A 12,609-nucleotide genomic window follows, 5' to 3' on the forward strand; every position below is an offset into this window, starting at 1 on the left:
TTAGAAAACCATTAGAGAAATCAGATATGCGGGAGTTTAACGACGTAAGTGGTCCCTTCACCCGGATGCGAGAAGACGGATATTTCCCCTTTGTGCAGGCTCAGTATCTTTTGTGCCAAAGTCATGCCGATGCCGTAGCCGGATGCCACATCTTTGTTTTCGCCGCGGTAGAAGAGTTGGAACAAGTGCTCTTTGTCCTTGTCCGACATGCCCACACCGTCGTCCGAAAGGCGGATGATGGACCATTCTTCCCAGAAAGAAATCTGGATAAAAGAAGTTTGGTTCCGGGAGTACTTGCAATTGTTTTCGATGAGGTTTACGAACGCTGTTGTAAGCAGGTAACTATTACCGATCACTGTGAGCACCTTGTCGTCTTCGGCTTCCTGCTCGAATACGAGTTCCACATGGAAATCGGGGTACGCCCTCAAGACAAGTTCCCTTGCATCGAGCAACAGTTCGTCCAGACGGATTTCTTCTCTTTTGATCTGTTCCGGTTCATAATCCGCTTTGGCAAGGTTCAGTAATCCGTCGATGAGTTTAATCACTCTTTGCGAATCCTGCAACGCGTTGTGGATGGCGTTTTGGTATTGTTCGGGACTTCGTTCTTTCTGCACGGCAAGATCAAGTTCGGCAGAAAGTGTAGCCATAGGGGTACGCAGTTCGTGCGACACGTTGCTGACAAACATCTTCTGCGAATTGAATGACTTTTCCAGTCTGTCGAGCAGGGCATTGAAGGTAAGGCTCAGTTCGCCTAATTCGTCTTTCTCATTCTTGACGGGCAGGCGTTTGTTGATTCGTGAGGCGGTTATGTTCTCCGCTTCTTTTACGATGCTTCTGATGGGGGCCAATGCGCTCCGGGCAAGGAGGTAGCCTACAATAATCAGCACGGTCAGTCCGCTGAATAGTAATAGGGCGAGTGTTTCTTTCAGGATTTCCCGTTTGGCATATCCGTAGCCGTCATAAGCGGCGGCGGTAACGATGTAATCCTTACCTTCGAAAGTATAGATGATGCCTACGCCCTGGTAATCTTCGATGTAGAAGTCTATTTCTTTTTTCTGGAGGATGCGCTCTATCATTTCCGGAGTTTCCTTTATTATGTCGTTTTGCAAGGCATCGTGGTATAACATCCGGAAGTCGGTGTCGTAGACGGCTACTTCTACTTCGTCGATAAACTTTTTATTGTTCAGGTAAATGGATTGCATGGTTTCGGCATCCACCTGGTTGTTCAGAAACAGATGTGCCTTGGTGATGGCTTCGCTTTTCAGATTCCGGAAAAAGGCATTGCTGCGCGAGTGCTCACTGACGTAATAGATGGCGGTGATAAATACCAGGAACACGGCGGCTGTGATACAAGTGTACCGCAGGGTTAAGGCTGTTCTGATCTTCATAGTTTATCCGTCAGTATAAAGCCCATACCGGCTTTGGTATGGATCAGTTTGGTGTCGAAGTCCTTATCTATCTTTTTGCGGAGATAGTTGATGTATACGTCGATAAAATTGGTCCCGGTATCAAAGTGGGTATTCCAAACCTTTTCGGCTATCTCTATGCGGCTGAGAACCCGCTCTGCATTCTCGGCCATGTAGAGCAACAGGTTGTATTCTTTGGGTGAAAGTTTGATGGGAGTGCCGTTTCGGGTTACATTTTTTCCTTGTAGGTCAATGTACAGGTCGGAATATCTGATCTCCCGGGGTTGCGGTGCGGCTGCTTCATTATTACGTTTCAGCAGTACCCTGATTCTTGCGTAGAGTTCGCGGAAATCGAAAGGTTTCACCATGTAGTCATCGGCTCCTGCATCGAATCCGTCCAGTTTATCATCTGTAGAGCCTAAGGCTGTCAGCATCAGGATAGGGATGCCTGGGTTTGTCTTACGGATTTCTTTACATAGCTCAAAACCATCCATCTTGGGCAGGATAATATCAGAAATCACCAGGTCGAACGTATGGACACGGAAGAGACGCAGTCCCATGACACCATCGTAAGCTACCATGGTTTGATAACCATTCTCTTCCAGTCCATTCTTGAGCAGGCTGGCTACTCTTGGTTCGTCTTCAATAATCAATATCGTATGCATGGTCTGTATTTTTTGTAGATTCCAGTTGTTTTTGTTTGAGACCATACAAATATAGAGATTATTTGTGAGTTTCTCTTTTCTTACTCTTTTAATAAAGGCAACTGGTTCAGCATATTCCTGATTTTAATAGCGATACGTGGCATTGGTTCGGCTACGGTCAGCCCTACCAGGTCATATTCGGAGGCAATGTCGTTAATCACGCGGACTACTTCCTCGGTCTTCATACCGTCCGGTTCTACACCGACTCCTGCTATCATGTCGGCAGGATCTATCACGTCCAAGTCAAAGTGGACGACAACCTTGGAAGCTCCGGTACTTTTCAGCCATTCCATAATGGCGGAACTGTTGTCCGCTGTTTCTTTCGGTGCCAGACCTTTTATGCCCAATTCCTTTTGCCGTTCCTGCATGCCTTTGTCCCATGAACGAAGCCCTACGATTAATGCTTTGGAAGCGTCAAACTTACCGGGCAGTAAGTTCATAATCTCTTCGTCACCCATTCCCAAGCAAGCGGTGAGGGCCATGGCATGATATCCTTTGTAATCATCATAAGGCAGGTTGATGTCCGGATGCGCATCTATCCAGACTACGGCTACATCGTTCGGGTATCGGGCAGCCAGATAAGTGAACGGAACAACGCTGACCGAACATTCTCCGCCTAGGGTGATGATCCGGTCCGGTTTGTTTTCGTTAAGTATATCGAGCGCAGCCTTGCTTTGTTTGACAATCACGTTACGGGAGCTGATACCTTTTTCCGTTGCTCTGTCGTTTATATCGAGAGATACCGGAACTTCCACGGTTTTCTGATTGCTGTCCGGAGCCAGCAGGTTCAGTAACTGGGCACCTAAATAATAACCTCTGGAAGAGTCTTCTGCCGGAATATCCGGCATCCAGTGATCTACAATTCCGCCTTGCCATTGCGGATAAATCAGGCGGAGAGGAGTGGTTTCTTTCTTCATATCTTTACTTTTTACGGGTGTTTTTTTTAGTCGAATGGCACCTTCCAGTTTTCATCCTGATAGGCGGCGAAACACATGGCTATCTGTTCTTTATTGTTCTTTTCTTCGGCCAATGCAGGTATCTTGTCCAAAGAAAAATATCTACTTTCGGTAGTCTCTATATTACTCTGAAAACTTCCGCCTGTTACTTCGCAAAGAACAAAGGCTTTACAAACATTGTATGCATAAGGAGGCACATTGTGCAGGTTTCTATCCTGCAAAGCAATCAGGCGTACGGCTTTTACGTCCAGTCCGGCTTCTTCTTTGACTTCTTTCTCCGTATTGGTTTTGATGCTTTGGTTGACGTCTACCCAGCCACCAGGCATAGACCATACACCGGCTTTTTCCTTTACCAAGAGTATTTTCCCGTTTTTAAAGATGGCGGCACGGGTATCCAGTTTAGGTGTTTGGAAACCGGTTTCATTGCAGAATAATTCTTTTACTTTCTCTATCGGCAGATCGCTTTGATGGCTCATGATCTCTGCCGATATTTCCCGGATACGTTCAAAACGCTCGATGTCGAAGGGATCGCGGGAGTAGGTCAGTCCTGCCTGAGCTATGAATTGTAATTCCTTGGCCCATTCGAGCCAGCGGGGATCAGTGTTCTTATTCATTGGATATCTGAGTTTAAAGTATCATATACAATTTTAGATATACTGGCGATGATAGCTGCATTATCTGCATCGGTTTCCTGCGACTCCATGACGAAGACAGCTATATAATATTTCTGTCCGTTGGGCAGGATAACAAAACCTGCATCGTTATCAGCAATCTTTATCCCTTCCGGAGTCCGGTCGGAAGAGCCTGTCTTATGGCCTACGATTACGTCGGCAGGCAACTGGCCTTTCAGCTTATCTTTGCCGGTAGAAGTTTCCTGCATGGTTGCTTGAAGGAAGTCTTTGTATTGAGTTGCAAACAGGGGTTGCTTGTCGGCTATATTCAATAGTCTGACTACTTCTTCCGGAGTACTCCAGTTCAGATAGGCATCTCCGGAGGTATGCATGAGAGTTTCTGTTGCCGCAAGATTACAATCCTTTATTCCTAACGATTTCACATACTCATTTACTTGGTCTATGCCGCCGACATATTCTATAAGGATATCACATGTATTGTTATCGCTTTTCGAAATGGTGTATTTTAGCAACTCTCCGAGAGAAATTGTAATATCCTGATCAGGAAACTCATCTCTTAACGGACTGTATGTATCAGGCTTCAGTTGAGAAGACTTCACTTCGATAAGGCTGTCTAAGCCGATGTGATCTTTATCCATCTTATCCAGAACAGCCAGTCCCACATGAAACTTGAAGACGCTTAACAGGGGAAAATGGATTTGATTATTATAAACGGCTACAATCTCATCATTGGCGAGTACGGCAACGCCTACCGTAGCTTTCTTATCTTTCAGAAAGGAATCTATTTGTTGCTCTATCTTCTGCTTCGGGGTGCGGTTGGTGGTATTGCATGCACTGAATAAGATTGCCAGCGCCATACAACTTAAAAAGAATTTTGCTTTCATACGTGAATTATAAAGGATTAATAATATCAGATGGTAATCAATTTCTCATTAGTTTTTATAGTTGTTAATTTTTGGGTGATTCAGGAGTTAGTATCAATTCATAATCAAACACGTCCAGCCAGCGATCGAATTTCAATCCGACTTTCTCAAAGTGGGAAACTTGCTTAAAACCAAGTTTCTGATGCAGGGAATTACTGGCTTCGTTGCCTTCCGTGATGCAGGCTATCAATGCGTGATAACCTCTGTGACAGCATTCGTTAATCAACGTCTGCATGAGTTGTTTTCCTATTCCTTTGCCTTGATATTCGGATGCCAAATAAACGGTTGTTTCCAGCGTATGCCTGTAAGCCGCTCTTTCTTTCCAGGCATGGGCATAACAGTACCCGGCAATTTTACCTTCCGTTTCATAAACGAAGTAAGGAAAGTGTGATACTATTCCGGTTATGCGTGAACGCATTTCCTCTTCGCGTACAGGTTCTGTTTCAAATGTAATCACACTGTGTGCGACATACTCGTTGTAAATGGCTGTAATGCTTCCGGTATCTTCCGGCCTTACTTCTCTTATCATAACAAGTGCAATTCTTTAGCAATCCGGCAAGCTTCAATAGAATTGTTTACCTGAAGTTTCTCTAGGATATTTTGCCGGTGCCGGTTTACGGTGTTTATACTAATGGATAATGTCTGGGCAATGTCCTTACTCATTTTTCCCTTATTTATCAATTGTAGGATTTCTTTTTCCCGGTCTGACAACAGGTCGTTGCAATTCTGCTTTTCCAGTTCGAGGGTTTGCCCGTCTGCCGAGTTAAGAATGGTGCAACTTAACGACGTATCCATTGAAAAGTTGTAAAGGCATAAGGATAACCATACACTTCCGTTTGAGTGGCTCGCTATATAAAACATCCTGTGCAAGATGTGTACATACCTGCCCGAATGATCGCGCATGCGCATATTGTGTATAAGGTAGTAGTCCGGGCGTTTCTTTTCCGGGACACTTTTCAGGAAGTGGAAGAAGCGGAGTTCCTGCAAATGCTTCTCCTGTAAGTCGTCCGGATGAATGCGGCTGAATATTTCTTCTTCCCATATCGACTGAATGGTCTTGGTGGTATTTCGTTCTGCCAGTCCCAGTTTCTCGGCTACTCCACCGTAATAAATATAACTAATATTGGCTTTCATATCGCTCAACACTGCTATGGCATTTTCAGTCTGTGCATATATGGAAGCTATATGTTTGCACTCATTCAGGCGTTCCGTCTGTTTCTGTTCCTCGGTGAACGCTTGTTTCAGTAGCTCTTTCTTCAGTTTATTTACGATGTCCATACGGTATGGAGATGGAAAAATGGTTATTAATCAGTATTGCCGACTTATCTGTAAGCCTTTACCTTTGCAAAGGTAATGAAAACTAATGGTTATTTATTTTAAGTGCAATAAATTATGGAGAGTGAAAAAGCAAAAGCGAAAGCCGGGAAATTGTATGATGCCAATAATGATATAGAGCTTGTGTCGGAGAGGGAAGCTTGCAAAGAAGTATGTTATGAACTGAATAGCTTGCGCCCTTCACAAAAGAAGGAGCGGGAGAGCATTATCCGCCGACTGTTCGGTAAGACCGGAAAATCGTTCTTGATAGAACAACCATTTTATTGTGATTACGGATATAATATCGAAATAGGGGAGAACTTCTATTCGAATGTAAATTGCGTCATTCTGGATGGAGCTAAAGTTACATTTGGCGATAATGTTTTTGTGGCTCCGAATTGTGGTTTCTATACTGCCGGACATGCCTTGGATGCGGAACAGAGAATCCAGGGGCTTGAATATGCCTATCCTATCACTATCGGAAATAATGTGTGGATTGGTGCCCAGGTCTGTGTGTTGCCGGGAGTGACGATTGGTGACAATACGATTATTGGTGCCGGCAGTGTGGTCACAAAAAGTATTCCTGCCAATGTGCTGGCCGTCGGTAATCCTTGCCGGGTGCTACGTACGATCACCGAAGCGGACAGGGCTAAATATATGTCAGAATAATAATTCATTAAAATAACACGAGAAATGAAAAAATTACTTTTTAGTCTGTTGATGATGATTGGGGTACAAGCCTCTTTTGCTCAGACATTGGAAAAAATGCAGTGGTTCAACGAACCTGAACAGTGGGAAATAAAGGATAAAAGCCTTTCGATGTTTGTCACTCCGCAGAGTGATTACTGGCGTATCTCTCATTATGGCTTTACTGTGGATGACGCCCCTTTCTATTATGCAACGTATGGCGGTGAATTTGAAGTTAAAGTGAAAGTGACTGGCGATTATAAGGCACGCTTTGACCAAGCGGGACTGATGTTGCGCATCGATCATGAAAACTACATCAAAGCAGGCATTGAGTTTGTAGACGGAAAATTCAATCTGAGTACAGTGGTGACTCACAAGACCAGTGACTGGAGTGTAATCACGTTGGATAAACCTGTTCCTTATATTTGGATTAAAGCTGTCCGCAGGCTGGATGCCGTTGAAATCTTCTATTCGTTCGATGACAAGACTTATACGATGATGCGGAATGCATGGTTGCAGGATAATATTCTGGTGAAGGTTGGATTTATGGCTGCCTGTCCCGATGGAGGCGGATTTAATGTTAAGTTTGAGAACTTCAAGGTAAAGCACCTGCCTGATATGCGCAGGTTGGAATGGCTGAAAAAGAATGCAGAATAAATAGGGTTAGTTCAATTAAGTTTGGTAAAAAGACAAATGCCGGCTAAAAAGAAGAGTGATTCTTTATTTGCCGGCATTTATTCTGTTTTGAAATTTAAAGAAATCCTTTTCTGAAATAGCCTTGTTTAATATCCTATGGTGAAGCGCTCCTTGTGGTGGTGCTTCTGTTCCAATTCGTCTACCATTGCCACGGCATAGTCTTCAACGGAGATATTGCTGTCTCCATTTACATCTACCACTAAGTCGTCTTTTCCGATACGGAACTTTCCGGTACGTTCTCCCGGTGTCATGTTGGCGGCAGGGGAGAGGAATATCCAGTCAATATCGTTTTCTTTACGAAGCGTGTTCAGATAGAATTCTCCGAGGGATTTGATTCCGGGCAACAGTTTGGCTGGAACATCGTCAGCATCCATCACCATCTTTCCGGGAGCATAGAACAGGGTTCCGGCACCGCCCACGATAAGTAGACGCTCAACACCGGCCTTCTTCACACTATCCACTATCAGCGGATAGTTCTTCAGTGTTTCTTCGTATATATTGGGATTCTTCCAGCCGGGGTTATAAGCACTGATGACGGCGTCTTTACCTTTACTGGCCTCAATCAGAACATCGGTATCGGTTACATCTGCCTGAACGACTTTCAGGTTCGGATTGCTGGCGTTCACCTTGGCCGGGTCGCGTACAATGGCAGTTACTTTATGGCCTCTGTTCAGCAATTCATTCAGGATGGCGGTTCCTACAAAACCGCTGGCTCCTATGAGTATTACATTTTTCATATTGGTTCGTTGTTTATATTTATATATAGAACTATTTATCTTCAATAAAAGTTTGACAGTGATTGCTCTTTTTGAGAATGTTTAATAACTTATCCTCTTTTCAATCCGTTTAATCTCCGGGATACAAGAAATTATTCTTGAAAGTGCTAAAAAATAATCTTACAACAATTATACTTCTTTCTTACAACATCTATTGTAAGAAAGAAGCACAACTGTTGTAAGAAATAATAATATTTGTTGTAATAATAATAATGTGTATAAACAGAGTTAGTTTCTTGCGAATAGGATTTTAGTTCTATGCAATTACAGAAATAATTTATAATAAATTGTCAATGGGCCCTTTGCAACCCAGTTGCATTTCCTATTCCTTACCTTTGTACCAACTAAAAAAATAAAAAGATTATGGAAAGTAAATGTCAGTGTTGTTGTTCACATACTCATTCGCAAAGCAAAGAAAAAGAGAAATCTATCATTAAGAAGTGGTGGGCTCCGGTATTGTCCGGTGTCTTCCTTCTGTTGGGTATTGTCTTTCAGCATCAGGAGTGGACGTGGTTCGCTAATCCGGTTATCGAGTTCTTTTGGTTTCTTATAGGCTTCCTGCCTGTCGGACTGCCTGTGATGCGCGAAGCTTGGGAGAGTATTTTGCAAAAAGACTGGTTCAATGAGTTTTCGCTGATGGCATTGGCTTCCCTTGGAGCTTTCTATATCGGAGAATATCCGGAAGCACTGGCAGTAATGCTACTCTATTCCATCGGAGAGATGTTGCAGGATAAGGCTGTGAACCAGGCATCCCGTAATATCAAGGATTTGCTGGATGTACGTCCCGAACAAGTAGATGTGTACCGAAAGGGGATACTAAATACTGTTTCCCCCCGTGAGGTAAATGTAGGAGAAGTGATCGAAGTGAAGCCCGGTGAACGGGTTCCCTTGGATGGTAGCTTGCAAAATCCTTATGCCGTCTTCGATACTTCGGCACTGACGGGGGAGAGTATGCCGCGCAATGTCTCCGAAGGAGGCGAGGTGCTTGCCGGTATGATTGTCAGCGGACAGGCAGTGCGCATACAAGTGACGAAACCTTATGATCATAGCACTCTGGCACGTATTCTTACTTTAGTTCAGGATGCGGCGGAACGGAAAGCACCGGCGGAACTTTTTATCCGGAAGTTTGCCCGTATCTATACACCGATTGTAGTCCTGTTGGCTTTTCTTATCGTTGCTCTTCCTGCACTTGTTGCGGCTGTGCATCCGGGATTTGACTATGTGTTCAATGACTGGCTCTATCGGGGACTGGTGTTTCTGGTGATATCCTGCCCTTGTGCATTGGTTATCAGCATCCCATTGGGCTATTTTGGCGGAATAGGAGCGGCTTCGCGTACAGGTATCTTGTTTAAAGGAAGTAATTATCTGGATGCCATAACCCGTATCAATGCAGTTGTATTCGATAAAACAGGTACGTTGACTACCGGTAGTTTCCGTGTGACGTCCATACAGGCTACAGATATCCCCGAAGATGAATTACTGAGTTTAGTGGCATCTGTAGAAAAGAAAAGTACCCATCCTGTGGCACAAGCCATTGTTCACTATGCTTCCGGACGTGGTGTGAAACCTGCGATTGTGACTTCTTTGAATGAATTGGCAGGATACGGTTTGGAAGCTGAGGTGGAACACCATCAGGTACTTGTCGGTAATATCCGTTTATTGACTGACCGTCAGATAGCTGTACCCGAAGAACTTGCGGATTGTGTAGCTACGGTAGTGGTCTGTGCCGTGGATGGGAAGTATGCCGGACAACTGCTACTTTCAGACACTCTGAAAGAGGATGCGGTAGATGCTATTAAAAAATTAAAGGCTTTAAAAATAGATAATATTCAAATGTTATCCGGGGATAAACAAGAGATTGTTAATATCTTTGCAAAGGAATTGGGAATTGACAAAGCCTACGGTGACTTATTGCCGGAAGATAAGGCCGTTCATTTGGAACAACTCAATTCTGTTCCGGGTATGTCTGTCGCATTTGTCGGAGATGGTATGAACGATGCTCCTGTATTGGCTCTCAGTGATGTAGGTATTGCCATGGGAGGGTTAGGTTCGGACGCTGCCATCGAAAGCGCGGATGTCGTTATTCAGACTGATCAGCCATCCAAAGTTGCAACCGCTATCTCTATAGGGCGGGCAACACGACGGATAGTGATACAAAATATAGTAGGTGCTATTACGGTGAAGGTGTTGGTGTTGCTGGCGGGTGCCTGCGGATTTGCCACTCTTTGGGCGGCAGTGTTTGCTGACGTCGGCGTAGCTTTGTTGGTGGTGCTGAATTCAGTCCGTATATTGAGAAAGAAGTTTTAAGAAATATGGAAGAAATATATTTGCATAAATTGTCCCTGCGGGATATAAAGCCTACGGCCATGCGGCTGCTGATTCTCCGTACCATGATGGAGATGAAGCGGGCCGTGTCCGTGACTGACCTGGAGGATAAACTCGACACGGTTGATAAATCTACTATCTTCCGGACATTAACCCTGTTTCTTTCCCATCACCTGATACATGGAGTGGATGATGGAAGCGGTTCGCTGAAATATGCGGTTTGCGAAGATTGCTGTATGTGCACGGTGGAAGACCAGCACATGCATTTCTATTGTGAGCAGTGCCACAAGACGTACTGCATCCGAAGTGTGCATGCTCCAACGGTCAACCTTCCGGAAGGGTTTATGCAGACCGGTATAAATTACGTTATCAAGGGCATTTGCGCAGACTGTGCAGTCCATCAGAAAATAGACACAGAAGAATAAGAAAGATATTATGAGACATTTCTACTACTTGTGCTTCCTTTTATTGGGATTCCTATCTCTGCCTGTCCGGGCAGGGGGGGATAACCGTGCGCCGGAACAATATACCAGGGAGTATATTATGAAGGATTATATGAAAGATCCTGTTCGGACCTTGCAATTATTGGATAAAGCTGAAGTAAACAGTGCAATGCCTCTAAATATTGTTGATGAGCTGCGCAGTGCGGTTTATCGTAATATGTACAGAAATAAATCCGCTCTTTATTATGCTCGCAGGGCTTATGTCAGCGATTCCCTGTCACATGATAATCCTTCACATTTGTTGAGGATGACGGTATCCATGGCTGAATTATTTTCTCTATTAAGTGAATATAAGGAAAGCATGCGCTATGCTGTTCAGGGGGTGGAGCTGGCGCGCGAACTTAAAGATATACAGTCCGAATGTAAGTTATTGTTTTGTATGGGAGAGAACAAAAGAAGGCTTTCTTTCAAAGAAGAGGGGTATCTGTTCTTTGATCAGGCCATTGACTTGCTCGATAATTCTAAAAATGAAGACTATGAAACGATGCTTTCCTATTTCTATGGAGTGAAGATGGGCTATCTGATTGCTGACAAGCGATCGAACGAGGCTTTGGAAATAGGTCTGCAACGCGAAAAGTTACTTGACAGGATGAGTGAACAATCGAAAATCCGTGCGGACTTATTGGATCTGCAATTTGCGTATGTATACTCCAAATTGGCTTATCTTTTCCATTTGATGGGAGACCAGAAGCGTGCAGCTGTATATTATAAGAAATATCAGTCGACAAATGCTGCTTCCACTCCTGATGGTAAATTTGATGCTACTCCTTATTTATTGCTTTTGGGAAAATATCAGGCCGTATTGGATAATTGTCGTGATTTTAAGGAAGTAATGCGTCAGCAGGATACATTGAATAGCCAGTATCTCAGTATCCTGAATTTGGAAATACAAGCCAATGTTAAATTAGAGAACTATAAAACGGTTATAAATCTTCAAAGGGATATCACTGCAATAAAAGATAGCATTTACCAGCGGGAAAAGCAGAATGCCGCACTGGAACTGGATGCACTTTATGAGCTAAACGAGAAAGAAGCCCGTATCTCGGAACAGGCGTTTCAGCTGAAGATACGAACCATTACGCTGATATGTATTCTGAGTGGCGCATTACTGGCTTTATTCTTTTTGTGGAGACTATGGCATCAAAATTGTGTAATCAGAAACAAAAATAAAGCGCTGGTAAAACGCATTAACGAGCAATTTTCCATGCAGGAAGAAATGGACCGTTCGCAACTGGGTGTAGAGAAAGATCTCTCTTTTCCAGAGAAAGTGGAAGACGAATCCGGTGATAACGAGGAGCAGGATAAGCAGATGAATAAGATGATTTTCGAAAAACTGGATTATATTATAAAACGGGATAAAATGTATCTTTCTCCCGACTTATCGAGAGAAGAGCTGACTAGAATTGTCCGCATGAATAATACTCGTTTTGCCAAGATGATAAAGGAGAATACGGACACTAACCTGAACGGATATATCAATAACCTGCGCCTGAATTATGCGATACATTTAATGAAGGAACAACCCGATTACACTTTGCGTGCAATTGCTGAATCATCAGGCATCAACAGCATGCCTACATTCCATCAGTTGTTTAAGGGAAGAACGGGAATGACTCCTTCGGAATTTAAGAATGCTCAAAAGGATATGGATGCCTAATGTGCTGTTTGTTAGATATATAATACTTTT

At 43.7% G+C, this 12,609-nt stretch carries 13 protein-coding genes; 5 read left to right on the top strand and 8 right to left on the bottom strand.

The window, feature by feature from the left end; genetic code table 11:
- Positions 1–20: 20 nt before the first annotated feature.
- From K429_RS0120865 to K429_RS0120895, 7 genes are all read right to left on the bottom strand, one after another.
- Positions 21–1,388 carry a HAMP domain-containing sensor histidine kinase gene (locus K429_RS0120865; RefSeq protein WP_029327910.1) on the bottom strand — a complete coding sequence of 456 codons (1,368 nt, stop codon included), beginning with the start codon at positions 1,386–1,388 and terminating at the stop codon, positions 21–23.
- Positions 1,385–2,071, bottom strand: coding sequence for a response regulator transcription factor (locus K429_RS0120870; protein ID WP_029327911.1), 687 nt, complete (start codon positions 2,069–2,071; stop codon positions 1,385–1,387). Before K429_RS0120870 ends, K429_RS0120865 begins: the two co-directional genes overlap by 4 nt.
- A gap of 80 nt (positions 2,072–2,151) precedes the next feature.
- The gene (locus K429_RS0120875) at positions 2,152–3,027 is read right to left on the bottom strand and encodes an arginase family protein (RefSeq protein ID WP_029327912.1); all 876 of its coding nucleotides are present in this window, start codon (positions 3,025–3,027) and stop codon (positions 2,152–2,154) included.
- A 26-nt stretch (positions 3,028–3,053) separates the two neighbouring features.
- Positions 3,054–3,680 (bottom strand): NUDIX hydrolase, encoded by a 627-nt coding sequence (locus K429_RS0120880; RefSeq protein WP_029327913.1) that lies wholly within the window; start codon positions 3,678–3,680, stop codon positions 3,054–3,056.
- Positions 3,677–4,582 (bottom strand): class A beta-lactamase, subclass A2, encoded by a 906-nt coding sequence (gene bla, locus K429_RS0120885; protein WP_029327914.1) that lies wholly within the window; start codon positions 4,580–4,582, stop codon positions 3,677–3,679. The genes K429_RS0120880 and bla overlap by 4 nt, the downstream gene beginning before the upstream one ends.
- A gap of 64 nt (positions 4,583–4,646) precedes the next feature.
- Positions 4,647–5,150, bottom strand: coding sequence for a GNAT family N-acetyltransferase (locus K429_RS0120890; protein ID WP_029327915.1), 504 nt, complete (start codon positions 5,148–5,150; stop codon positions 4,647–4,649).
- Positions 5,147–5,899: a response regulator transcription factor gene (locus K429_RS0120895; RefSeq protein ID WP_029327916.1), complete on the bottom strand. Its 753-nt coding sequence runs from the start codon at positions 5,897–5,899 to the stop codon at positions 5,147–5,149. Before K429_RS0120895 ends, K429_RS0120890 begins: the two co-directional genes overlap by 4 nt.
- Positions 5,900–6,013: 114 nt before the next feature.
- On the opposite strand from K429_RS0120895, the gene K429_RS0120900 reads away from it, so the two are divergent.
- Positions 6,014–6,604, top strand: a complete 591-nt coding sequence (locus K429_RS0120900; RefSeq protein WP_007213317.1) for a sugar O-acetyltransferase — start codon at positions 6,014–6,016, stop codon at positions 6,602–6,604.
- 24 nt (positions 6,605–6,628) lie between these two features.
- A complete protein-coding gene (locus K429_RS0120905; RefSeq protein WP_029327917.1) occupies positions 6,629–7,279 on the top strand; it encodes a DUF1349 domain-containing protein in 651 nt (216 codons plus the stop codon).
- Between the two features lie 125 nt (positions 7,280–7,404).
- Here K429_RS0120905 and K429_RS0120915 read toward each other — a convergent pair whose 3' ends face one another.
- On the bottom strand, positions 7,405–8,055 hold the full coding sequence (locus tag K429_RS0120915; protein ID WP_029327918.1) for an NAD(P)-dependent oxidoreductase: 651 nt from the start codon (positions 8,053–8,055) through the stop codon (positions 7,405–7,407).
- A 402-nt stretch (positions 8,056–8,457) separates the two neighbouring features.
- Between K429_RS0120915 and K429_RS0120920 the strand changes: the two genes are divergently transcribed.
- From K429_RS0120920 to K429_RS0120930, 3 genes are read left to right on the top strand one after another with little or no spacing between them, the layout of a single operon-like run.
- Positions 8,458–10,401, top strand: coding sequence for a heavy metal translocating P-type ATPase (locus tag K429_RS0120920; protein ID WP_029327919.1), 1,944 nt, complete (start codon positions 8,458–8,460; stop codon positions 10,399–10,401).
- A gap of 5 nt (positions 10,402–10,406) precedes the next feature.
- Positions 10,407–10,844 carry a Fur family transcriptional regulator gene (locus K429_RS0120925; protein WP_007213321.1) on the top strand — a complete coding sequence of 146 codons (438 nt, stop codon included), beginning with the start codon at positions 10,407–10,409 and terminating at the stop codon, positions 10,842–10,844.
- A gap of 10 nt (positions 10,845–10,854) precedes the next feature.
- On the top strand, positions 10,855–12,579 hold the full coding sequence (locus K429_RS0120930; protein ID WP_029327920.1) for an AraC family transcriptional regulator: 1,725 nt from the start codon (positions 10,855–10,857) through the stop codon (positions 12,577–12,579).
- Positions 12,580–12,609 lie beyond the last annotated feature (30 nt).

This window comes from Bacteroides sp. 14(A) (genome assembly GCF_000526555.1).
In the GTDB taxonomy this organism is placed as follows: domain Bacteria; phylum Bacteroidota; class Bacteroidia; order Bacteroidales; family Bacteroidaceae; genus Bacteroides; species Bacteroides cellulosilyticus.

Bases quoted from the DNA above. Each gene is read 5' to 3' on its own strand.
- K429_RS0120865 (WP_029327910.1), bottom strand. From the start codon at position 1,388: ATGAAGATCAGAACAGCCTTAACCCTGCGGTACACTTGTATCACAGCC.
- K429_RS0120870 (WP_029327911.1), bottom strand. From the start codon at position 2,071: ATGCATACGATATTGATTATTGAAGACGAACCAAGAGTAGCCAGCCTG.
- K429_RS0120875 (WP_029327912.1), bottom strand. From the start codon at position 3,027: ATGAAGAAAGAAACCACTCCTCTCCGCCTGATTTATCCGCAATGGCAA.
- K429_RS0120880 (WP_029327913.1), bottom strand. From the start codon at position 3,680: ATGAATAAGAACACTGATCCCCGCTGGCTCGAATGGGCCAAGGAATTA.
- bla (WP_029327914.1), bottom strand. From the start codon at position 4,582: ATGAAAGCAAAATTCTTTTTAAGTTGTATGGCGCTGGCAATCTTATTC.
- K429_RS0120890 (WP_029327915.1), bottom strand. From the start codon at position 5,150: ATGATAAGAGAAGTAAGGCCGGAAGATACCGGAAGCATTACAGCCATT.
- K429_RS0120895 (WP_029327916.1), bottom strand. From the start codon at position 5,899: ATGGACATCGTAAATAAACTGAAGAAAGAGCTACTGAAACAAGCGTTC.
- K429_RS0120900 (WP_007213317.1), top strand. From the start codon at position 6,014: ATGGAGAGTGAAAAAGCAAAAGCGAAAGCCGGGAAATTGTATGATGCC.
- K429_RS0120905 (WP_029327917.1), top strand. From the start codon at position 6,629: ATGAAAAAATTACTTTTTAGTCTGTTGATGATGATTGGGGTACAAGCC.
- K429_RS0120915 (WP_029327918.1), bottom strand. From the start codon at position 8,055: ATGAAAAATGTAATACTCATAGGAGCCAGCGGTTTTGTAGGAACCGCC.
- K429_RS0120920 (WP_029327919.1), top strand. From the start codon at position 8,458: ATGGAAAGTAAATGTCAGTGTTGTTGTTCACATACTCATTCGCAAAGC.
- K429_RS0120925 (WP_007213321.1), top strand. From the start codon at position 10,407: ATGGAAGAAATATATTTGCATAAATTGTCCCTGCGGGATATAAAGCCT.
- K429_RS0120930 (WP_029327920.1), top strand. From the start codon at position 10,855: ATGAGACATTTCTACTACTTGTGCTTCCTTTTATTGGGATTCCTATCT.